The organism is Micromonospora sp. DT68, assembly GCF_049847245.1.
In the GTDB taxonomy this organism is placed as follows: Bacteria; Actinomycetota; Actinomycetes; order Mycobacteriales; family Micromonosporaceae; genus Micromonospora; species Micromonospora profundi.
This window is the reverse complement of record NZ_JBNCNZ010000015.1, coordinates 16,396-38,637: the sequence shown is the minus strand read 5'-3', so window position 1 is coordinate 38,637 and position 22,242 is coordinate 16,396. Positions and strand designations below refer to the sequence as shown.

Sequence of the window (22,242 nt, the reverse complement as noted above, 5' to 3'; positions counted from 1 at the left end):
CGGCCAGGGGATGCGATGGAACGACGAGCAGCGGGCGTTGCGCGACGCGGCCGAGCAGGCCGGCCGGGCGGTCGGAGCAGACCATCTGGAGCGCGACGCCCGCGGGGAGTTCTCCTGGGACGGCTGGAAGCGGCTGCGGGAGACCGGGCTGTTCGGCCTGCCCTTTCCCGAAGGTCACGGCGGTCTCGGCCGTGACCTGCCCACCACAATGTACGTCCTGGAAGGACTGGGCTACGCCTGCCGGGACGCCGGTCTGATCTTCTCCGCCTGCACCCACCTGGTCAGCACCGGCGTCCCGTTGCACCGCTTCGGCCGCGCGGCCCTGCGGGAGCGCTACCTCCCGCAGATCGTGGCGGGCACGATGATCGGTGCCCACGCCATCACCGAGCCGGCCGGCGGCTCCGACGTGACCAACATGGCCACCACGGCCGTCGCCGAGGACGACCACTTCGTTCTCACCGGCAGCAAGGCGTTCGTCAGCAACGGTCCCATCGCCGACCTGGTGGTCGTGTACGCGCGGACCGGCCGTCCCGGCAGCGCTGCCGCCGTGACGGCGTTCCTGGTGCGCTCCGACTCACCCGGCCTCCAGGTCGGCGGGCCGGTCGGAAAGATGGGGCTGCGTACGTCGCCGCTGTCCGAGTTGTTCCTCGACGGCGTGCGGGTGCCCCGGGACCACGTGGTCGGCTCGGTCGGCGCGGGGCTGCTGGTGCTCGACGCGGTGATGCGGTGGGAGATCCTGTGCGGCTTCGCCGGAGTGCTCGGCGAGATGCAGCACCGCCTGGAGCGGTGCGTCGAGTACGCCCGCACGCGGACCCAGTTCGGTGCGGCCATCGGGTCCTACCAGTCGGTGTCGAACCGGCTCGTCGACATGCGCATCGACCTGGAGACCTCCCGCAAGTGGCTGTACGACACCGCCGAGCGGATGGCGGCCGGCGAGAACGTCGCGACCGACGTGGCCATCACCAAGCTGGTCGTCAGCGAGAGCAACGTGCGATCCGCCCTCGCCGCCGTGCAGGTCTTCGGGGGCTACGGCTACACCACCGAGTACGGGCTGGAGAAGGACCTGCGTAACGCGGTGTCGGGAACCATCTATTCCGGCACCTCCGAGATTCAGCGCCAGCGGGTCGCCGCCCTCATGGGGCTGGGCCGGACAGCACCGGCGCGGAGCACGACTGGGGAGCGTGAGGCATGAGCGGCACCGATCCCGCGCTGGTCCGGGCCACCGAGTTCCTGGACCACGAGTCGCCCACGGTGCGGCGGTTCGTCGCCGACGCGCTGGGCGACGACACGGACGGCACGGACATCGACAAGGCGGTCCGCCTGTACTACGCCGTCCGCGACGGCATCCGGTACGAGGTCTACGGCGCCGACCTGTCCCGCCGCGGGCTCACCGCCAGCGGGGTGATCGAGCGCGGCTTCGGGTTCTGCGTACACAAGTCGATCCTGTACGCCGCGGCGCTGCGGGCAGTCGGGGTGCCCAGCCGGATCGTCTACGGCGACGTCCGGAACCACCTGGCCTCGCCCCGGTTGCGCGAACTCGTCGGTGGCGACATCTTCCGCTTCCACAGCCTGACCTCGGTCCATCTCAACGGCGCCTGGGTCAAGGCCACACCGGTGTTCAACAAGCTGCTCTGCAAGCTCTACCGGATCAAGCCGCTGGACTTCGACGGGCTGTCCGACAGCCTCTACCACCCCTTCGACGAGCAGGGCCGGCAGCACATGGAGTTCCTGCGCATGCGGGGCGAGTTCGACGACGTCCCCTACGACCTCGTGGTGGGCGGCATCCGGTCGGCCCATCCGCTGCTGTTCGCCAACTCGCACACGACGGCCGCCGGCTCGCTGGTGGCCGAGGCAACGACACAGGAGGACTCCCGTGCTGGAGAGAACCAAGTTCCTGCTTGACGAGAAGGACATCCCGACCACCTGGTACAACCTGGCGGCCGACCTGAAGGGTGGCCCGCTGGCACCGGCGCTCAACCCGGCGACGGGAGCGCCTCTGTCCCGGGACGAGATGGCGCACACAATGCCCGAGCCGCTCATCGAGCAGGAGACGGGCAGCGAGCGGGAGTACGAGATCCCGGAGCCGGTCCGGCAGATCTACGCGCTGTGGCGGCCGTCCCCACTGGTGCGGGCCCGTCGGCTGGAACGGGCACTGGGCACCCCGGCGCGTATCTACTACAAGTACGAGGGCGTCGCGCCTACCGGCAGCCACAAGCCGAACACGGGCATCCCGCAGGCGTACTACAACAAGATGGCCGGCAAGACGGGGCTGGTCACCGAGACCGGGGCCGGGCAGTGGGGCAGCGCCACGGCGTTGAGCGCCTCCTTCTTCGACATGACCGCGAAGGTCTACATGGTGCGGGTCAGCTTCCAGCAGAAGCCGTACCGGCGGGCGTTGATGGAGACCTACGGCGCGGTCTGCGTACCGAGCCCGAGCGAGGAGACGGCGGTGGGCCGGGCGATCCTCGCCGAGCACCCCGACTCGCCGGGCAGCCTGGGCATCGCCACCTCGGAGGCTCTGGAGGCGTTCGCCGCGGACCCGTCGCTCGGGTACGTCCTCGGCAGCGCGGCCAACCACGTGCTGCTGCACCAGACCGTCATCGGGCAGGAGGCGATCCGTCAGTTCGCGCTTGCCGACGACTACCCCGACGTCGTGATCGGTTGCGCAGGCGGTGGCAGCAACCTCGCCGGGCTGGCCTTCCCGTTCATCGGTGAGCAGTTGCGGGGCGGCCGACCGGTACGGGTGCTGGCTGTCGAGCCTGCGGCCTGCCCGACGATGACCCGCGGCGTGGTGGCCTACGACTACGCCGACACGGGCCGGCTGGGGCCGTTGTTCCGGATGCACACCCTGGGCCACGAGTTCGTTCCGCCGCCGGTGCACGCGGGCGGCCTGCGGGCCCACGGCATCGGCCCGATGATCACCCGGACGGTGGAGGACGGGCTGATCGAGCCGGTGGCTGTGGCGCAGACCCGCTGCTTCGAGGCGGGCGTGCAGTTCGCCCGCGCCGAGGGCATCCTGCCGGCACCCGAGTCCACCCACGCGGTCCGGGCGGCGGTCGACGAGGCGATCCGCTGCCGGGAGGAGGGCACCGCGCAGACCATCTTGTTCAACCTCTCCGGTCACGGCCACTTCGACCTGGTCGCCTACCAGAAGTACTTCGCGGGTGACCTGGAGGACGACGCGTTGGACTCCGAGACGCTTGCACTCGCCGCAGCGAGCATTCCCCGGACGGTGGCTGTATGACGGCGGTCGCCAGCCGGCGGACGAACCAAGGCATTCTGGTGCTGTTGCTCTTCGCCGCGATGTCCGCCCTGGTGGACGTCTACGCCGGCAACCAGCTCCAGAAGGTCGACACGCTGAGTCTGGCGGCCGTCTCGTTCACCCTGTGCGGGATCTTCTTCGTCGGTCTGGACCTCGCCCGTCGGGGCCCCGCAGCGACCTTCGCGCCGCTGCGGACCCGACGGTACGACGTCATCGCGATCAACGTCTCCACCGCGGTGACCTGGCTGTCGCTGCTGTTCGCGCTGAAGTACCTGGAGCCGGCGGTGGTGAACGTCGTGGGCCTGGCGGTCGGGCCGGTGCTCACCGTGATGATGGGTCCGCTGCTGCGCCGGGGCAGCAGCGTGCTGGGCGCCGAGGTCGCCGTCTCGGTGGCCATCTGCGGCTTCCTCGCCCTGCTGGTGTGGGCATCGGTGACCGGGCGCAGCGGGGTCGGTGACGTCGGCGTCGGCGCGGCGGTGATCGGGCTCGCACTGACCCTGGTCTGTGGGGTGACCTCCACCGCCAACGTCATCTATTCCAAGCGGCTCAGTGACGCCGGGCTGGACCCGCAGTCGGTCCTCGCTGTGCGTTTCTTCCTCATGATGGTGACGACCTGGGGGTTCGTGCTGGTCGGTGACCCGAGCAAGCTGCCGCCGGCCCTCCTGCCCGGGCTGGTCGTCGCGGTGATCGGTGTCGGACTGCCCATGTACCTCATCCAGGTGGGGATCAAGCACACCGAGCCGATCACCGCCTCGTTGATCTCCGCGCTCTCCCCGCCGATGGCTTTCCTGCTGCAACTGCCGGACGAGCGCCTGCGTCCCTCGCCCCTCACGTTGGTCGGCGTGGTGGGGATAACCGTGCTGGTCGGCCTCGGAGTGCTCGCCCGGGGCCGGCACGAACGGCGACCCCGATCCACGCCACTGGTGCCGGCCGGTGTGCCGGCCCGGACCGAATCAGGGAGTTTGTAATGCGAGCAGCCATCGTCGACGCGAGCGGCATCGGAAAGTTCCTGCCCGCCGCCCTCGCCCGCTACGGCGTGGAGGTCGTGCACGTCCAGTCGGGCAGCCCCGACATCCACCTGCCGTACGAGCCGGGTGGCTTCGAGCACGACATCGCGCACGACGGCGACCTGGCAGCGACCGCGGCCCGGCTGAGGGAGCTGGGCGTCGAGTTCGTGGTGCCCGGCACCGAGTCGGGTGTGCTGCTGGCCGAGGCGCTGTCGTCGGCGCTCGGCACCCCGGGCAACGGCATGAGCCGGCCGCAGGCCCGGCGGGACAAGCACGAGATGGCCGAGGCGGTTCGCGCCGCGGGTCTGGCCACCGCGCGCAGCATCGCCACCGGCTCCGTCGACGAGCTGGTCGCCTGGGCGCAGGACCTGGGGGAGTGGCCCGTGGTGGTCAAGCCCCGGGCCAGCGCCGGGACCGACAATGTGGCCGTCTGCCGGACGCCGGCAGAGGTGCGCGCGGCCGCCGATCGCGTGCTGAGCAGCACCGACCGGTACAGCGCCCGCAACGACACGGTGCTGGGCCAGGAATTCCTGCACGGCGACGAGCATTTCGTCAATACGGTCAGCCGCAACGGGGTGCACCACCTCGTGGAGGTCTGGTGCTACCACAAGCGCCAGCTCGACAGCGGCGCGCTGATGTACGACTACGAGGAGCCGGTGTCGCCGGACGACCCGGTGGTCGAGCAGTTGGTGACGTACGTGCGGGCGGTGCTGGACGCCCTGGAGGTGCGCAACGGCGCCGGGCACACCGAGGTCATGCTGACCAAGGAGGGGCCGGTGCTGGTCGAGGCCGCCGGTCGGGCGGGTGGCTCCCACGTGCCGGCCATCGTCTCCCGGTGTCTCGGTACCGACCAGATCGACTGTCTGGCCCGGTCGATCGCCCGACCGCAGGACCTGCTCACCGGCGCGCTGCCGTCGTACCGGCTGCTCAGCCGGCTCCGGTACGTGACGCTGATCAACCCACGTTCCGGTGTCGCGCCCACCGGAGAGCGCCTGGAGCGCATCCGTTCCCTGGATTCCTTCCTGGAGCTGGTGCTGACCGCCCAGGAGGGTGCTCCGATCGGGCCGACCGTCGACCTGGCCACGTCCCCCGGCTACGTCTACCTCAGCTCGCCCGACGTCGAGCAGGTGGAGGCCGACTACCAGCGACTCAGGAGGTGGGAGGAGGAAGACCTGTACGCCCTCGGCAGCTGATCCCCGACATGTTCGCAACGACAAGTGAGGCGGTAGCGGTTCCGTGACCCAGACGATTTCCCACCTTGACGACCTGGCCGAGTACCCGAGCGACTGGAAGCACCAGGACAAGCAGATCTTCCCCGGCGAGAACCTGGCTGTGCCCGGCGGGTATCTCAAGTGGTACGACATTCGCCTGGCCGACCAGGAGGCCACGCCCGAGGTCAGCGACGAGGCGCGCGCCTTCCTGCGGGCCGAGGTCGAGGCCGGGCGGCTGGAGTTTCGCAAAGAGATCGGCTTCGTGATGCTGCACCGTGACGGTGCGAAGTACTTCATGCTGGTCTGCGTGTGGCGGGACAAGACCGAGATGTGGCAGGGCCTCTACTACAAGGACCAGGAGGGCTTCCTGCCGTACCCGCCGAAGCCGGGCTTCCTGCGGCCGACCCAGGAGGTCGTGGAGCTGGACTGCACCTCGCACGAACGCCGTGGGTGGTCGCGCTACCTGCAGTCCAACCGGGACGCGGCGGCGAAGCAGGCGTACATCGACGACGCCTGCACGGGCCAGCTGATCTGAGTCGATCCGGATGCCCGCCAGCGCGAGGCGCTGGCGGGCATCCGTCTGTCCGGGGCCGGTCCGCGCCGGGGCGGCGTCGGGCGGCGCGGTTACGCTCAGGGAGTTTCGGAGTGCCGGCTCACGGCGGTCCACCTGCTTGTGTACGGTGTCCACATGGAGCGACGATGACTGGTCTGCGCGCCGAACAGCCGGGCCCGGAGACCGGGTCACCAGGCCAGCGACGCAGCACCTACCGGCACGGCGACCTGCGCCGGGCCCTGCTCGAAGCGGGCCTGGAGATGGCCCGGGCCGGCGGACCGGACGCGGTCGTGCTGCGGGAGGCGACCCGCCGGGCGGGGGTGGCGCCCAACGCCGCCTACCGGCACTTCGCCGACCGCGACGCCCTGCTGCACGCGGTGTGCTCCTCGGCCCAGTCCGCGCTGGCGATCGCGATCGAGACGGAACTCGCGGCCGTACCCGCCGACGGTGACCCGGTGGCCCAGGCCCGGGCACACCTGCGCGCCGTCGGCACCGGCTACCTGCGCTTCGCGCGAGCCGAGCCGGGGCTGTTCCGCACCGCCGTCTCGGTGCCCGCGGACCTGACCACCGCCACCAGCCCGGACAAGGGCGGGCACAGTGGGCACAGCCCGTTCGCGCTACTTGCCGGTGCCCTGGACCAACTCGTGGAGGTGGGTGCCCTGCCGGCGCGGCGGCGACCCCAGGCCGAGTTCCTGGCCTGGTCCGCCGTCCACGGCCTGGCGACGCTGCTCATCGACGGGCCGTTGCGCAGTGTGGACGACGCCGAAGCCGCCCACGTCGGGCAACTGTTGCTGGACATGGTGGAGAAGGGGCTGTGACGGCGACGCCGGCCGACCCGGTGGGGTCGACCGGCGCGCGGGCCGTCGGGTGTCAGTAGGTGACGACGGCGCGGAACCGGACGTCGCCCGAGGCGACCCGGTCGACAGCCGCGGCGACCTGCTCCGCCTCGAAGGGCTCCACCATCGGGGTCACCGCCCCCTGGGCGGCCATCTCCAGCGCCTGCACCAGGTACGGCAGGCCGTTGTGGGTCGCACCGAGCACGCGGTGGTTCTGCGCGAAGAACTGCCGGCTCGGGTCGATGGTGAACGAGCCGGCGGGGTCGATTGTCGCCAGCACCATCCGGCCGTTGACCCGCAGACCCGACAGGGCCTGCGCGGCGGCGGCGTACGACGTGCCGGTGACCACTATGACGTCGGCGCCGCCGGCGTCCCGCAGGTCGTCGCCGTCGGTGAGCACCAGGTCGGCCCCGAGCTTGCGGATCAGGTCGTGCTTGTCCGCGCTGCGGGTCATCGCGATGGTCTCGAACCCGCAGGCCCGGGAGAACTGCACGGCCAGGTGACCCAGCCCGCCGATGCCGAGCACCGCCACCCGCTCGTGCGGCTGCGGATCGGCGGCCCGCAGCGCCGACCACGCCGTGTAGCCGGCGCAGAGCATCGGGGCGGCCTGCTCGTACGGGAGCCCCGCAGGCAGCAGGACCGTGCTGGCCGCCGGCACCGCGATGAACTCGGCGTGCCCGCCCTGACGGGTCATTCCGGTCATCGCGGGGGCCACGCAGTTCATGCCCGACTGGCCGGTCAACGGCAGGTGCAGGCGGCAGTAGGCGCAGGTGCCGCAGGTGCCCTGCACCCAGGTCGCGCCGACCCGGTCACCCACCTGACGCGACGTCACGCCCGGCCCCACCTCGACCACCTCACCGGCGGGCTCGTGCCCGGCGATCATCGGATCGAGCGGCGGGTACGGATACGTGCCGTCGGTGAGCCACACGTCGTTGCCGCACACCCCGCTGGCCCTGACCCGGATCAGCACCTCCCCAGGACCCGGTTGGGGCGTCGGCACCTCGCGCAGTTCCCACCGCTGCTTCACACCCGGTACGACCGCGGCTTTCATCACTGGACCACCTCTTCGGGCTCGTCGGGACACTGGTGACGGTCAGGCCGCCGCCGGCACCGCGGCGGTGAGCCGCACGGGCAACTCCGCGACGCCGTTCATGATGAAGGTGACCTGCGGCTCGATCTGCTCCGGCGGAAGGCCGAGCGCCAGATCCGGGAAGCGCTCGAAGAGCGCCGGCAACGCGATCGACGCCTCCAGCAGGGCGAGCTGGTTGCCGATGCACCGGTACATCCCGTAGCCGAAGGACAGGTGCGTCTTGTCGGCGCGGGTCACGTCGTACCGGTCGGCGGTCGCGCCGTGCACCTGCGGGTCGCGTCCGATGGCCGCGAAGTTGATCAGCACGGGCTCGCCGCGCGGGATGGTGACGCCGGCGATCGTGACATCCTCCAGCGGGAACCGGAACGGCAGGTGCGCGACCGGCGCCTCCGCCCGCAGCGTCTCCTCGATGACGTCGCCCCAGGGCACCGCCCCGCTCCGCACCAGAGCCAGTTGGTCGGGTCGGGTCAGCAGCGCCCGTACGGTGTTGGCGATCAGGTTCATCACCGGCTCCGTGCCGGTGGCGAGCATCAGGTGCAGGGTGCCCATCAGCTCGCCCTCGTTGAGCCGGGAACCGTCCTCCTCCTGCGCCGAAAGCAGGTCGCTTGTGAGGTCGTCGCCGGGTGCCGCGCGCTTGGCGTCCACGAAGTCCTGCAGGTCCTGGTGCCACTGGGCGACGTTGGCCGCCGCTTCCTCGGGACTGATTGTGGTGTCCACGTTGACCTCACCGCCGCGCAGAATCTGCGCCCTGGACTCCTCGGGCACCCCGAACAGGTCGCAGATGACCCGCGCCGGCAGCGGGTGCGCGTACCGCCGCTTGAGGTCGACGACCTCGCCGGACGGTGTGGCGGCGAGGTCGTCGAGCAGTTCGCGTACCGCCTGGTGCACCTGGGGGCGCAGCGCCTCCACCCGGCGGGGGGTGAACGCCTTCGCGGTCAGCCGGCGCAGCCGGGCGTGGTCGGGGCCGTAGCTGGTGGTCATGTTCTCCATCAGCACCCAGCCGATCAGCGGAAAGTCGTCGCCGATGTGGCCCTCGGTGTACGCGCGCCAGTGTCGGCGCGGGTCCTTGGACAGACGCGGGTCCGCCATGGCTTCGCGGGCTGCCTCCTGCCCGGTGATGGACCATGCGGGAACCCCGCCCGGCAGGACGATCCGAGAGACCGGCCCGTTGGCGCGGATGCGGGCGCCCTCGCCGTGGATGTCCCTGCCACTGGGGTCGATGATCACAGCCTGACCGGTCATGCGAAACCTCCGGGAGAAATGGGGACCGTCGACCACCGACATCGTGCGCGGAGTGGTTCCGCACGTATCGGTTGGTCGGCGATTAATTGATTATTCGGCCCCGAACAATGGGCGGCTTCAGCAGCGCTGTGCCCGCTCGACTGTAACCAGCAGGCGCCGTGATCCAGTTATTCAAAATTGCCGCACCGGGTGCGGAGGCGCCATCGTGCCGCCGCCCCGGAGCAGTTCGGCGGGCCGGTCGAACGGACCGCAATCCAGGAGGTGCCACCGCGCATCCGCAGGTGCCAGGCTCCCAGTGGTCGGACCGCCGGCAGGTACCGGCGCGTACCGACCGCGTCACGGCGCCGGCCAGACCGGATCTCATCGCGGCCCTGCCGTCGCCTTTTTGCGCAGTCGTCGACAAGGAGAAGAACATGCCGGTAAACCAGTTCAGCGTTGCCGAGGAAGCCGTCGCCGTACCGTCGCGGATAGTCGCGGCATGGGAGAAGAACGACGGCGACGCATTCGCCGACACGTTCACCGAGGACGGCACGATGATCCTGCCGGGTGACGTGTTCCTGACCGGCCGGGAGCAGATCCGGGCCTTCATGCGGCAGGCGTACGCCGGCCCGTACAGCGGCACGCGGGTCTTCGGCGAGCCGCTGTCGGTCCGCGCGGTCGGCGAGGACGTCGTCGTGGTGGTGACCCGCGGCGGCGTGCTCGCCCCGGGCGAGACCGAGGTCGCGCCCGAGCGCACCATCCGGGCCACCTGGGTGATCGGCCGCGAGGACGGGCAGTGGCTGGTCGCCGCCTACCAGAACACCCCCGTCGGCGCCTGAGCCACGGGTCGCGAGAGCAGAGAGGGGGCCGCGATGGCTAACCGTGTCGGTGACCGGGTCGTGGTGCTCGGCGGCAGCATGGCCGGCCTGCTGGCCGCCCGGGTGCTGTCCGAGTCGTTTTCCGAGGTGATCCTCGTCGACCGCGACGAGTTGACCGGGGTGGAGGGGGTCCGGCGCGGTGTGCCGCACGGCGGTCACGCGCACGGACTGGTGGCCCGGGGGCAGCAGATCCTGGAGGCGCAGTTTCCAGGGCTGACCACCGAGCTCATCGACGCGGGTGTCACGCCGGGGGACTTCAGCGGCGGGATCCGCTGGTATTTCAACGGCCGGCGGGTCCGCTCGGGGCACACCGGCCTGCTGTCCGTGCCGGCGACCCGGCCGGTGCTGGAGTTCCACGTCCGCCAGCGGGTCCAGAAAATCGACAACGTCACCTTCCTGGAGCGGCACGACATCCTCGACCTGGTCACCACCGCGGACCGCAGCGCGGTCACCGGCGTGCGGGTGCGCTCCGGTGACGACCAGGCCGAGCGGGTGCTCGACGCCGATCTCGTCCTGGACACGACCGGACGTGGTTCCCGGACCCCGGCGTGGCTGGCGGAGCTGGGCTACGCCAGGCCGCCGGAGCAGCGGGTCAAGGTGGGCCTTGCCTACACGACCCGGCACTACCGGTTGTCGGACGACCCGTTCGGTAAGGAGATCGCGGTCATCCCGATCGCGACGCCCAGCCACCCGCGCGGCGGCTTCTTCTACCGCCTGCCGGGGCCGGGCAACCGGGTGGAGCTTTCGCTCACGGGGGTGCTGGGGGACCACCCGCCCACCGACCCGGAGGGCTTCCTGGCCTTCGTCCGGTCGCTGCCCGCGACCGAGATCTACGAGGCGGTCAAGAACGCCGAGCCCATCGACGACCCGGTCACGTTCCAGTTCCCGGCCAGCGTGTGGCGTCACTACGAGCAGCTCGACCGGTTCCCCGAGCGCCTGCTGGTGATGGGCGACGCGGTGTGCAGCTTCAACCCGGTGTACGGCCAGGGCATGACGGTGGCGGCGCTGGAGTCACTGGTGCTGCGCGACCACCTGCGCCGGGGTGGCCTGCCGCAGGCCGCGGCGTTCTTCCGGGACATCGCCACCACAGTGGCCGTGCCGTGGGGCTTCTCCGCCGGTGCCGACCTCGGCTACGCCGGGGTGGAGGGTCACCGGACGCTCCAGGTCCGGCTGGCCAACGCGTACGTGTCCCGCCTGCACGACGGCGCCGCCCACGACGCCCATCTGACCAACGCCTTCATCCGGGCCGCCGGCCTGATCGACCCGCCGTCGGCGCTGATGCGCCCCGGCACCGCGGCCCGCGTCCTGTGGCAGGCCGTACGGCGGCGGCTGCCCCTGCCGTCGCGCCCCCGGACCGTCTGACCGCGAGAGGTGACCCATGCGTCCGTTCCGCATCGACATACCGCAGGCAGCCCTCGACGACCTGCGCCTGCGGCTCGACCACACCCGGTGGCCCGGCGAGCTGCCCGACGTGGGTTGGCGCCGCGGCGTCCCGCTTGACTACCTGCGGGAGCTGGCCGGCTACTGGCGCGACGGCTACGACTGGCGGGCCGCCGAGGCCCGGCTGAACCAGATCCCGCAGTTCGTCACGGACATCGACGGTGTGGACGTCCATTTCCTGCACGTCCGGTCGCCGGAGCCGACCGCCGTGCCGATGGTGCTCACCCACGGCTGGCCGGGCTCGTTCCTGGAGTTCCTCGACGTCATCGGGCCGCTCACCGACCCGGCGGCCCACGGCGGCGATGCCCGCGACGCCTTCCACCTGGTCATCCCCTCGATGCCCGGCTACGGCTTCTCCAGCGCGCCGCGGGAGACCGGCTGGAACATCGACCGGGTCGCCCGGACCTGGGCGGAGCTGATGCGCCGGCTCGGCTACGACCGTTACGTGGCGCAGGGCGGCGACTGGGGCTCGCCGGTGTCGCTCAAACTCGGTCTCGCCGACCCCGACCACGTCCTCGGAGTGCACGTCAACATGCTGGCGACGTTCCCGCCGCAGGACCCGGCCGCATTCGAGGGGTTGCCGGCGGAGGACCTGGCCCGACTGGAGTTCGCGGCGCACTTTGAGCAGGACGGCGCCGGCTGGCGCAAGATCCAGTCGACCCGCCCGCAGACCCTGGCGTACGCCCTGACCGACTCGCCGGTCGGTCAGCTCGCGTGGATCGTGGAGAAGTTCTGGGAGTGGAGCGAGTCCACCAAGGGACCCGAGGACGCCGCGGACCGCGACTGGCTGCTCACCAACGCCTCGCTGTACTGGCTGACCGGCACTGCCGGCTCCAGCGCCCAGCTCTACTACGAGTCCAACCGGCTCGACGAGGAGTTCGTCGGCACCTGGGCCGGCCCGTGGCCGCTGCGGGCGCCGGTCGGGGTGGCGGTGTTCCCGCACGACGCCGTGCGCCCGATCCGCCGGTGGGCCGAGGCGATCCTGCCCACGTTGGCCCGGTGGACGGAGTTCGACAGGGGCGGGCACTTCGCCGCCCTGGAGCAGCCCCAACTGTTCGTCGGTGACGTACGGGAGTTCGTCCGACCGCTGCGGTGACCAGCACCGGAGGCGCCCGGGCACGCACCGGGCGCCTCCGGTCGTCGCGCCCGGCGCAGAGCGCACGTCCAGAGATGCCCCACCGATCGGCCCCGTGCCACGGTCGGTGGACCGCGAACGCCTACCGGAGGGAGTTCCATGACCATGACCGATCGACCCGGCACGATTGCCGGCGCCGCCACCGTCACCCCCGACGACCCGCGCTACGAGAACCTGCTCGACGCCTACAACCACCGGTTCGTGGCCCGGCCGGAGGTCATCCGGGTGCCGACGTCGACGGAGCAGGTCGTCGAGGCGGTCCAGGCCGCGGTGACAGCCGGCAAGCGGATCGTGGTGCGCAGCGGCGGGCACTGCTTCGAGAACTTCAGCGCCCTGCCCGATACGCAGGTGCTGCTCGACCTGTCCCAGCTCGACGACATCTCGTACGACGAGCGGCTTCGCGCCGTGTCGATCGGTGGTGGGGCGAAGCTGGGTCACGTCTACCGGGCGCTGTTCACGCGCTGGGGTGTCACGGTGCCGGCCGGCACCTGCTTCGAGGTGGGCGTGGGCGGGCACTTCTCGGCCGGCGGCTACGGCCACCTGTCCCGCCGCGACGGTCTCGTGGTCGACCACCTGTACGCCGTCGAGGTGGTCGTGGTCGACGACGAGGGCCGGGCGCAGGCGGTGGTTGCCACCCGCGAGCCCGACGACCCGCACCACGATCTGTGGTGGGCCCACACCGGGGCGGGGGGCGGCAGTTTCGGCGTCATCACCCGCTACTGGATGCGTAGCCCGGACGCGACGTCCGACGAGCCGGAGGCGGTCCTGCCGAAGGCGCCGGCCCGGATGCGGCGGCGGGACGTCATGTGGTCGTGGGAGACGATGACCGAGTCGGCGCTCACCACCCTGATCCGCAACTACTGCACCTGGTACGAGCGCAACAGCGCCCCGGACTCCCCGTACGCCCACATGTGGACGAACCTCATCGTCATGCACCGATCGGCGCCGATGTTCGTGATGACCGCGGTGATCGACGAGTCGGTTCCGGGCAGCGACAAGCTGCTCGACGCCCAGCTCGAAGCGATGTGCGCGGGCAGCGGTGTGGAGCCGAGTATGACGGTCGACCAGGTGATGCCGTGGATGAGTGAGTGGATGCCGTCGTACAGCTGGCCCAACGACCCGAAGGGTCGGTACAAGAACAAGGCGGCCTACCTGCGTCGCGGTCTGACCGACCGGCAACTCGCGGCGGTGTGGCGGCACCTGACCCGGGACGACTACGCCAACCCCAGCGCCTGCATCCTGCTCACCGGGTTCGGCGGTCGGGTGGGCGCGGTCGCGCCGGACGCCACCGCCATGCCGCAGCGGGATTCGATCCTCAAGGCCATGTGCAGTGCCGGTATGTGGCAGGACGCCGCCGAGGACGACGTCCACATCGGTTGGGTACGCGAGTTCTACCGAGACCTGTTCGCCGAGACCGGCGGGGTGCCGGTCTGCGACGACCGGACGGACGGCTCCTACATCGGCTACCCGGACGTCGACCTCGCCGACCCCGCCTGGAACACGTCGGGTGTGCCCTGGCAGGAGCTGTACTACAAGGGCAACTACCCCCGCCTGCAGGCGGTGAAGCGGCGCTACGACCCGGGTGACGTGTTCCGGCACGGCCTCTCCGTCGAGCTGCCGGCCTGACCCGTCCACCCGCCCGCCCGCCGTGGGCGGGCGGTGCGCCGGTCGGCCGGTCGACGGCCGGCCGCGTCCCGTCCCGATTTCGTGAGGAGCCGAGCATGTTGCAGGACAAGGTTGTGGTGGTTTCCGGCGTCGGGCCCGGTCTGGGTCGCGCGATCGCCGTGCAGAGCGCCCGCCGGGGCGCCGACGTGGTGCTGGCCGCGCGGAGCGAGTCGGTGCTCGCCGAGGTGGCCGAGGAGGTCGAGAAGGAGGGTCGGAGGGCGTTGGCGGTGCCTACCGACATCACCGACGAGGCGTCGGTCGCCGCCCTGGTCGAGGCCACTGTGGGCACCCTCGGCCGGGTGGACGCGGTGGTCAACAACGCCTTCGCCAATCCGCCCCTGGTCGGGCTGGACGACGTCGACTTCGACGCGGTCCGCGCCGGCTTCGAAACGAACGTCTTCGGCGCGCTGCGGGTGACCCGGCTCTTCGCTCCGGCCCTGGAGGAGAGCGCCGGCTCGGTGGTGATGGTGAACTCCAGTGTCATCCGCGAGTCCAAGCCCTTGTTCGGGGCGTACAAGATGTCGAAGGCGAGCCTGTTGGCCCTGGCCCAGACGCTCTCCGCCGAGCTGGGTCCGCGCGGCATCAGGGTGAACACGGTGGCGCCGGGCTACATCTGGGCCGACGCCCTGCGTGGCTGGTTCGCGCACCTGGCGGGCGAGCGCGGCGTATCCGTGCAGGACGTGTACGACGAGGTGGCCGCGAACATCGACCTGCGCCGCCTGCCCGAGGCGGACGCCGTCGCCGACGCGGTGGTGTTCCTCATGTCCGACCTGGCTCGGGCGGTCAGCGGCCAGTGCCTCGACGTCAACGGTGGCGAGCACCACCACTGAGCCCAGCGCTCGGCGAACGGCCAGGTTCCCCCCGGGGGCCTGGCCGTTCGCCGTGTTCGCCGGCACGGTCCGGTCTGCGGGACCGGCCGCTTCCGGGGCCGTCCCGGTCGGGTCGGGCGGGGCGCGGGCAGACCTCCGCCCCGGGTCATCCGTCGGTGGACGGAGCCCCGGGGCGGAGGCGGCGTACGAAGAGGGGGTCAGGCGCCGGTGGAGGTGGACGCCGGTGGGTTCACCGACGACCCGGCGGGTGCGGGCGAGGTGGGCTGGGCGGCTGGATCGGTGGGGGCGGCGCCGACGGGGTGTCCGCTGCGACGCGGACGGGAGAAGTGCTGCATCATCGGCCGTTCGACGAACGCGTACATCAGCCAGGACAGCAGCACGCAGAGGGCGAGCACGGCCAGGATGAACAGCACCGCCAGCGGCGTGCTGAGCGCCTTGCGTTCGTAGGCGCCCCAACCCGCCCACTGGCCGGCGAGCGCGCCGTGGGTGTTGAAGAGGATGAACAGGTGGATCAGGAAGAAGGCGTAGGAGATCTCACCGAGCCACACCATCGGCCGGCTGCCGGTCGCGGTGCGTCGGCCCTCGTCGTCGGCGACGGCCAGGGCGGCGATGAGCAGGCCCATCGGCACCAGGTAGAGCGCCGAGACGTAGTACGCCGAGTAGGGCGGGAGGACCATGACGGACAGGACGTACGCGGCGACGGTCAGCAGGGCCATCGGCAGCGCGCCGATCCGCGGGAACCGGCCGGCCAGGACGATCTTGGCCAGGATCATGCCGGCGACGAACTCGAACAGGCGCATCGGCGGGAAGAAGTAGCTGATCCACAGCACCGGCCAGGAGTCGGGACCGGCGAAGGGGCTCTTCGGGGTGGCGGGCAGGAACTGCGCGACGACGAGCGGGAGGACCACCGACGCGACTGCGATTCCCGCGAACCAGGCCCAGAGCCGCCGCGGTCGCAGCTGGCCCACCAGCAGGATCAGCAGCGGGAAGCTGATGTAGAACAGCAACTCGACCGAGAGCGACCAGGTGACCCCGTTGATCGAGTACACGATGTAGTCGGAGCTGGGCATCCACGCCTGGATGAGGAAGAGGTTGGCAAACGCCTCGGGTGCCATCAGCGGCACCCCGGCTGCCAGTAGCAGGCCGAGGGAGGCCAGGTAGGCCACGACGTGGTTCGGGACGATCTTGAAGAACCGCCGCCGGTAGAACAACCCGACGGTGTCGTCGCGCCGGGCGACCCAGGTCAGCACGAAACCGCTGAGGATGAAGAAGAAGGAGACGCCCATCTGGCCGGCGTTCTCGACGGCCGTGACGTACCCCTTCTGCACCGACGCGTTGGCGAAGATGCCCAGGTGCTGCACGTGGTTGATGAAGACCAGGAGGGCGGCGAGGAACCGCAGCCCGGTCAGGGAGGGAAGCCGGGTGGGTCTGACGTCCTGTCCAGCTGTCATGGGAGGCTACCTTCGGGAGCGGGATGGATGGCGAACCGCGTCACCGCTCCTGGCGTACGACCTCGCAGCTCCCGTTCGTCAGCGCTGCCGGCGAGGACCGCTCGACGCCAGTTCCGGTCGATGCGGCTGACTGGTTGCTGAAAACTAGCAACGAGGTCACTGACCGCACGTCTTTCAGATTGCGCACCTTGCGCGGGGGCGGATACCCGCCGCGCCGCATTCCCGCCGCGAGCGACGCGCCCGGCGCCGAGCACCAAAAATGGGCCGGTGGAGTGCGTGTTCACACTCCACCGGCCCGCAGTCCGGCGGCGGCTGACCGGGGGGACCTCAGCCGTGCACGCCGGAAGGCTCGTGCCCGATCACACTTACGCGGTCGCCGGTTCCTCCGCGGGGGTCGGCTCGCTCGCCACGGTCTCCTTGTCGCGCTGCCGCATCGTGACGGCGATAAGGATGGTGCACACCACGAAGATGGCGACACCGATCGCCGCCGCCACGTTGAGCCCGGTGGTGAACGCCTCCCGGGCAGCGTCGAGCAACTGCGCGGCGGGCCCGGCCGGCAGCCCGTCGGCCACGGCCGTGGCACCGGCGATCGTCTCCCTGGCGACCGCCGATTCGTCCGCCGACAACCCGGCCGGCACGGCGTCACTCATCTGGCCGCGGTAGATCGCGGCGCCCACCGTGCCCAGCACCGCCATGCCGAGGGTGCCGCCCAGGTTGAGGCTGGTCTCGGACATCGCGGCTGCGGAACCGGCCCGCTCCGGCGGCACCGAGCCCATGATCAGACCGGTGCCGAGGGCGACAAGCGGCCCGTCGCCCAGGAAGATGAGCACGATGCCGAGCACCACGACGACCAATCCGCCGGTCGCGTCCACAAGGGTCATGAGCACGAAGCCGAGCGTCGACATGGCGAGGCCGACGGAGATCACGGTGCCCTGCTTGATCCGCCGGACGAGGACCGGCGCGAGCATCGTGCCGACCGCGATCGAGATGCCCATCGGGGCCAGTGACAGGCCGGACTCGCCCGGAGTCAGGCCGGCGACGCTCTGCACGTACTGGCTGCTGAGCAGGCCGAGACCGGCCATCGCGGCGCCGGTGAACAGCATCGCGGACAGCAGGACGGTGAAGGACCGGTTCTGGAACAGGCTCAGGTCCAGCAGCGGAGACTCCAGGCGGCGCTGCCGCTGGGCGAAGACGACGGCGAAGATCAGGCCGACGACGATGGCGGTGGTCGGCACGAGCGGCTCGGCGCCGGAGTGCACCGCCAACTCCTTCATGCCGTAGATGATCGGCAGGATGGCGGCGAGCGAGAGCGCGACGCTCACCAGGTCGAGACGCCCGGCGCCCGGGCTGCGGTACTCGGGCAGCAGCACCGGACCGACCAGCAGCAGGATCAGCATCACCGGCACGCCGAGCAGGAAGACCGAACCCCACCAGAAGTGCTCCAGCAGGAGGCCGCCGACGACGGGGCCGAGGGCCGAGCCGACGAACTGGCAGGTGGCCCAGGTGGCGATGGCGAACCCGCGTTGCTTGGCGTCCGCGAACATGTTCATGATCAGAGCCAGTGTGGACGGCATGAGCGTGGCGCCCGCGATGCCCATCGCCGCACGGGCGAGGATGAGCATCTCCGCGCTCGTGGAGTAGGCGGCCAGCACCGACGCGGCGGTGAACGCGACAGCACCCACCAGCAGCAACAGGCGCCTGCCGACCCGGTCTCCGAGGGTGCCCATGGTGATCAGCCAGCCGGCGAGCATGAAGCCGTAGACGTCGGTGATCCACAACTGCTGCGTGCCGGAGACCGCGAGGTCGGCACTGAGCTTCGGCAACGCCAGGATCAGGACGCCGTTGTCGATGGCCACCAGCAGCGTGGGCAGGGCCAGCGCAGCCAACCCCAACCACTGTCGGCGTCCTGCCCGCTGGCCCACGGCCGTCAGGGTCGCATCGTGCATGGGAGTTCCTTCCTCGTTCCCAGGGCTGTCTCGGGGCTCGTCCGGGCGCTGGGCGCCAGCGGGACGTCCGCATCTTGTGGACACCGTCCACAAGATGCGGACGATCGTACGCCATGGATGGCGCGGATGGTGCTGATGTCGTCACTCGGTGCGTCGCGTCGCGCGACGGCGGTCCGCGTGGTCCTCCGACCGCGCTCGGCGTCACCCACCGCCGCGCGCCAGGTGCGCCCGGACGTCCTCCATCGACGACAGGTCGGGCACCGTCCAGCCATCCAGGTCGTACTCGTCCAGGCAGGACTCGACGAACGCCTTGTAGCCGTCGAGCTGCCCGTCGGCCACCTGGCCGAGCAGCAGCTCCACCCGGGTGTTCTCGTGGTTGCCGGCGTAGTTGCGCTCGTACAACTCGTGCCGACCCGCGAACTCGGTGCCCACCGCGTCCCAGAGCAGCTTCATCACCTTCACCCGCTCCACCGCGTCCGTGCCGTTCGAGCCGCGCAGGTACCGGTCGAGGTAGGGGCGGACATCGGGGTTGCGGAAGTCGTCCGCCGCAGAGTTGACGTAGATCAGGCCGCTGGCCACGTCCTGCTGGATGATCTCGCGGACCCGCGGATACCCGATCTGCATGAACCAGCGGTACGCCATGCCGTACTGCGGGTTGGGCAGCACCGCGCCGTTACGCCAGGGCACCGGATTGCGCGCGGCGGCGTCGGACAGACCCCAGAACAGGTTGCGCCAGGCAAGTACCTCACCCAGCCGGGCCTGCACGCCCCGGAAGTCCTGGGTGCCGGTGATCTCCAGGGCCTTGGCCAGCAACCCGGCGATGAACTCCAACTTGACGGCCAGCCGGGTGCAGCCGTGGAAGGTGAACCGTTCGACGAACCCCGACCGGCCGGCGAATGTCTGCACCTTGCCGATGTCGCCGTAGACGAAGACGTTCTCCCAGGGGATCAGCACCTTGTCCAGCACGAGGATCGTGTCGTTCTCGTCCAGCCGGGACGAGAGGGGATAGTCGAACGGACTGCCCATCGCCGCGGCGGCTGCCCCGTACGACGGGCGGCAGATCAGTTTCACCCCGGCCGCGTCCATCGGGACTGTCGCCACCAGGGCGAACTCCTTCTTCTTGATCGGCAGACCGTAGTGCGCCACGAAGTTGTAGTGGCTAAGCGCGGAACCCGTGGCCACCACCTTCGCCCCGCTCACCACCACCCCGGCGTCGGTCTCCCGCTCCACGTGGATGAACACGTCGGCGATCTCGTCCACCGGGCGGTTGCGGTCCACCGGCGGGTGCACGATGGCGTGGTTCCAGAACAGCACCCGCTCCTGCGACTCCCGGTACCAGCGGCGGGCGTTGTCGGCGAACGGGTCGTAGAAGTCGGCGTTGGCGCCCAGCGTGCCGAGGAACGACGCCTTGTAGTCGGGGCTGCGCCCCATCCACCCGTAGCTCATCCGGGCCCACGCCGCGATGGCCCGTTGCGCGCCCACCAGATCCTCCGCGCTGTGCGGGGTGGTGAAGAAGCGATGTGTCCAGCCGTCGCTGCCGCTGTCGGTCGGCCCGGTCAGCTCGGCGCGGTGTTGCGGATCATGCAGCGCGTCGTACAGGCGGGCGGTCATCCGGACCGGGTTGCGGAACGCCGGGTGCGTGGTCACGTCGCGGACCCGGTCACCGTACAGATAGATCTCCCGGGAGTCGCGGATGCTCTCCACGTACTCGTCGCCGGTGAGCGGGCGGGTGGACCGGCGGGCCGTGCCGCCGTCCGGCTCCGGGCCGGGGGCCGTCGAGCGCGCCTGGGCGGCCTGGGTCATCGGGCACCTCCTGCGTCGTACTCCACTCGCGCGCGGGCGCCCGCCGACGCCACGATCCGGGCGGGTGGGAAACGTCGGAGAGTGCGCGGCCGTCGTCGGGCGGCCGGAGTGGAGGTTGTCCTCATCCTGGCAGCGGTCCCGGCCGCCACGGGTCTTCTCGATTGCGGCATCGGTCAGGCCGAACGCAGCGGGCCGTCGGCCGCCGACACGACCTCGGCCAGCACCTCGCGGTAGCCGCGGACCAACTCGATGATCGTGCGCTCGTCGTAGAGGTTGCTGTTGTACTGCACGCTGCCCACCACGTCCCCGGCCGGATCGAGGTTGAGCGTCCACAGTGCGCCGTTCGGCACGTCCGAACCGACCTGCTGGGAGAGCAGGCGTCGACGCATCTCCGTCCAGACGAGGTCGCCCACCCACTCGTCGTCGAGCACGAAGGGGAACGGGAAGACCTGGAACACGCAGGCCGCGCCGTCGTCGCCCATCACCGGGAGCATCAGCTCGGGGGCCTCGGCGGCGATCTGCGGGAACGGCAGGTCGTGGCCGTAGCCGTCCAGGCAGGACCGTCGTACGCGGGCCACGACGTCGAGGAACGTCCGGCAGCCCTCGAACCGGGTACGCAGTGGCAGCAGGTTGAAGAACGGGCCCACGGTGTAGGTGAACCGGTCGTCGGCGCGGCCGGGCGAGAACGTCGGCACCACGACGTCGTCCGCGCCGGTCCGTCGTCTCACCAGCACCGTGAAGGCCGCCAGCAGCACCATGAACGGAGTGCTGCGGGTGGCCCGGGCCACGTGGAGCGCCGGTGCGACAAGCGACGAGTCGATGAGGAACCGGTACACGGCGGTGGACTCCGGCAGGCCGGTCGACTTGGGCCGGTCCGTGGGCACCGCGAAGATCCGCGCCTCGCGCAGCTCGTCGCGCCAGTACCGCCGGGCGGGCTCCGCCGACTCCGCAGGCAGCGACCGCTGCCATCGTGCGTACTCCCGGTAGGGGGTGGTGGGCGGCAGGTCGTGGCCCGGGTGTCCGCGTCGGGCGGCGTACCGGTCGGCCAGGTCGCGGGCGAGGACGCGCACCGACCAGCCGTCGGTCGCCGTGTGGTGCACGACGACGGCCAGCAGGGCGTCGTCGTCGTCGAAGCGGATCAGGGTGGCGCGCAGCAGCGGCAGCCGGCCGACCGGCAACTCGCCGGACTCGATCTCGTTGAGCAGCTCCTCCACCCGCAGCTCCCGGGCCTCGGCGTCGAGGCCACGCTCCTCGCGTTCGTCCAGGTCGGGCAGGACGGCGGCGAAGATCTCCTGGTGCGGCTGGGTTTCGTCGCGGACGATCCGGGTCCGCAGGGTCTCGTGGCGGACGACCAGGTCACCCAGGGCCGAACGCAGCGTCGGGCCGTCCACCCGCCCGCGCAGCCGCCAGCCGTGCACGATGTGGTTGTGCGGGCCGAACGGGCCCTCCTCGTCGCCGCGGTCGAAACCGCAGAGGAACTCCTGGTTGTACGACAGCGGAATGCCGCTGAGCAGTGGGCGGCCGGTGGTCACGCTTGGCGCGGTGTCCATCCTGAGGGGCTCCTTCGGTGCGGGGCCCGGGCTCGGCGGGCCTGCGGGGGCCTGCGGGGGAATCCAGCCGACACCGCCTGTGGTGGCGGTCGGCGCGGCCCGACGGCCGGGCGCGCGCCGGCACGGCCGTGGTGACCGCGATCGACGCTACCGGCAGCCCGGGGACGCCCCTTCTCTCAGCGTGCGCAGCGCCGCCGGGCGACCCGGACGGCGGTGCGGTCGCACCCTCGGTCGGCATCGGCGGCGTTGTCCGGCCCCTGCGGCAGACCGCAACCCGGAAGGTGACCGTCCGGCCGGCGCGGTGTGACGCTGGCCGGGCCGCGGACCGGCGGCAGGGCGACCGTCCGCGCCACCCGGCGCGGCG

Annotated in this window: 18 protein-coding genes; 12 read left to right on the top strand and 6 right to left on the bottom strand. The window is 71.0% G+C overall.

Features of this window, described 5'->3' with window-relative positions; genetic code table 11:
* Positions 1 to 10 precede the first annotated feature (10 nt).
* The 7 genes from ACPXB1_RS23730 to ACPXB1_RS23700 all read left to right on the top strand — a co-directional run bounded on the left by ACPXB1_RS23730 (position 11) and on the right by ACPXB1_RS23700 (position 6,851).
* Positions 11 to 1,192 carry an acyl-CoA dehydrogenase family protein gene (locus ACPXB1_RS23730; RefSeq protein WP_053660763.1) on the top strand — a complete coding sequence of 394 codons (1,182 nt, stop codon included), beginning with the start codon at positions 11 to 13 and terminating at the stop codon, positions 1,190 to 1,192.
* Positions 1,189 to 1,902 carry a transglutaminase-like domain-containing protein gene (locus tag ACPXB1_RS23725; RefSeq protein WP_053660761.1) on the top strand — a complete coding sequence of 238 codons (714 nt, stop codon included), beginning with the start codon at positions 1,189 to 1,191 and terminating at the stop codon, positions 1,900 to 1,902. The genes ACPXB1_RS23730 and ACPXB1_RS23725 overlap by 4 nt, the downstream gene beginning before the upstream one ends.
* Entirely contained in the window at positions 1,874 to 3,244 is a 1,371-nt protein-coding gene (locus ACPXB1_RS23720) for a TrpB-like pyridoxal phosphate-dependent enzyme (RefSeq protein WP_053660759.1), read from the top strand. Before ACPXB1_RS23725 ends, ACPXB1_RS23720 begins: the two co-directional genes overlap by 29 nt.
* On the top strand, positions 3,241 to 4,230 hold the full coding sequence (locus tag ACPXB1_RS23715) for a DMT family transporter (RefSeq protein WP_053660757.1): 990 nt from the start codon (positions 3,241 to 3,243) through the stop codon (positions 4,228 to 4,230). The genes ACPXB1_RS23720 and ACPXB1_RS23715 overlap by 4 nt, the downstream gene beginning before the upstream one ends.
* Positions 4,230 to 5,462 carry an ATP-grasp domain-containing protein gene (locus tag ACPXB1_RS23710; RefSeq protein ID WP_053660755.1) on the top strand — a complete coding sequence of 411 codons (1,233 nt, stop codon included), beginning with the start codon at positions 4,230 to 4,232 and terminating at the stop codon, positions 5,460 to 5,462. Before ACPXB1_RS23715 ends, ACPXB1_RS23710 begins: the two co-directional genes overlap by 1 nt.
* A 43-nt stretch (positions 5,463 to 5,505) precedes the next feature.
* A complete protein-coding gene (locus ACPXB1_RS23705) occupies positions 5,506 to 6,015 on the top strand; it encodes a hypothetical protein (protein WP_053660753.1) in 510 nt (169 codons plus the stop codon).
* A 164-nt stretch (positions 6,016 to 6,179) separates the two neighbouring features.
* Positions 6,180 to 6,851 carry a TetR/AcrR family transcriptional regulator gene (locus ACPXB1_RS23700; RefSeq protein WP_053660751.1) on the top strand — a complete coding sequence of 224 codons (672 nt, stop codon included), beginning with the start codon at positions 6,180 to 6,182 and terminating at the stop codon, positions 6,849 to 6,851.
* A 52-nt stretch (positions 6,852 to 6,903) separates the two neighbouring features.
* Here ACPXB1_RS23700 and ACPXB1_RS23695 read toward each other — a convergent pair whose 3' ends face one another.
* Complete coding sequence (locus ACPXB1_RS23695) at positions 6,904 to 7,920, bottom strand: alcohol dehydrogenase catalytic domain-containing protein (RefSeq protein WP_053660749.1); 1,017 nt, start codon at positions 7,918 to 7,920, stop codon at positions 6,904 to 6,906.
* A 42-nt stretch (positions 7,921 to 7,962) separates the two neighbouring features.
* A complete protein-coding gene (locus ACPXB1_RS23690) occupies positions 7,963 to 9,201 on the bottom strand; it encodes a cytochrome P450 family protein (RefSeq protein ID WP_053660747.1) in 1,239 nt (412 codons plus the stop codon).
* A 413-nt stretch (positions 9,202 to 9,614) separates the two neighbouring features.
* Between ACPXB1_RS23690 and ACPXB1_RS23685 the strand changes: the two genes are divergently transcribed.
* The 5 genes from ACPXB1_RS23685 to ACPXB1_RS23665 all read left to right on the top strand — a co-directional run bounded on the left by ACPXB1_RS23685 (position 9,615) and on the right by ACPXB1_RS23665 (position 15,128).
* On the top strand, positions 9,615 to 10,019 hold the full coding sequence (locus ACPXB1_RS23685; RefSeq protein ID WP_053660982.1) for an SgcJ/EcaC family oxidoreductase: 405 nt from the start codon (positions 9,615 to 9,617) through the stop codon (positions 10,017 to 10,019).
* Positions 10,020 to 10,052: 33 nt separating this feature from the next.
* Positions 10,053 to 11,420 (top strand): FAD-dependent oxidoreductase, encoded by a 1,368-nt coding sequence (locus ACPXB1_RS23680; RefSeq protein WP_053660745.1) that lies wholly within the window; start codon positions 10,053 to 10,055, stop codon positions 11,418 to 11,420.
* A 16-nt stretch (positions 11,421 to 11,436) separates the two neighbouring features.
* Positions 11,437 to 12,594 (top strand): epoxide hydrolase family protein, encoded by a 1,158-nt coding sequence (locus ACPXB1_RS23675; protein WP_053660743.1) that lies wholly within the window; start codon positions 11,437 to 11,439, stop codon positions 12,592 to 12,594.
* A 138-nt stretch (positions 12,595 to 12,732) separates the two neighbouring features.
* Positions 12,733 to 14,259, top strand: a complete 1,527-nt coding sequence (locus ACPXB1_RS23670; protein ID WP_157553019.1) for an FAD-binding oxidoreductase — start codon at positions 12,733 to 12,735, stop codon at positions 14,257 to 14,259.
* A gap of 95 nt (positions 14,260 to 14,354) precedes the next feature.
* Positions 14,355 to 15,128, top strand: coding sequence for an SDR family oxidoreductase (locus ACPXB1_RS23665; protein WP_053660741.1), 774 nt, complete (start codon positions 14,355 to 14,357; stop codon positions 15,126 to 15,128).
* A gap of 197 nt (positions 15,129 to 15,325) precedes the next feature.
* On the opposite strand, the gene ACPXB1_RS23660 is transcribed toward ACPXB1_RS23665, so the two are convergent.
* The 4 genes from ACPXB1_RS23660 to ACPXB1_RS23645 all read right to left on the bottom strand — a co-directional run bounded on the left by ACPXB1_RS23660 (position 15,326) and on the right by ACPXB1_RS23645 (position 21,878).
* Positions 15,326 to 16,579, bottom strand: a complete 1,254-nt coding sequence (locus ACPXB1_RS23660) for an acyltransferase family protein (protein WP_053660740.1) — start codon at positions 16,577 to 16,579, stop codon at positions 15,326 to 15,328.
* Positions 16,580 to 16,944: 365 nt separating this feature from the next.
* Positions 16,945 to 18,525 (bottom strand): MFS transporter, encoded by a 1,581-nt coding sequence (locus ACPXB1_RS23655; RefSeq protein WP_053660738.1) that lies wholly within the window; start codon positions 18,523 to 18,525, stop codon positions 16,945 to 16,947.
* Between the two features lie 201 nt (positions 18,526 to 18,726).
* The gene (locus ACPXB1_RS23650; RefSeq protein ID WP_053660735.1) at positions 18,727 to 20,328 is read right to left on the bottom strand and encodes a 4-hydroxyphenylacetate 3-hydroxylase family protein; all 1,602 of its coding nucleotides are present in this window, start codon (positions 20,326 to 20,328) and stop codon (positions 18,727 to 18,729) included.
* Between the two features lie 173 nt (positions 20,329 to 20,501).
* Positions 20,502 to 21,878 (bottom strand): condensation domain-containing protein, encoded by a 1,377-nt coding sequence (locus ACPXB1_RS23645; RefSeq protein ID WP_053660733.1) that lies wholly within the window; start codon positions 21,876 to 21,878, stop codon positions 20,502 to 20,504.
* Positions 21,879 to 22,242 lie beyond the last annotated feature (364 nt).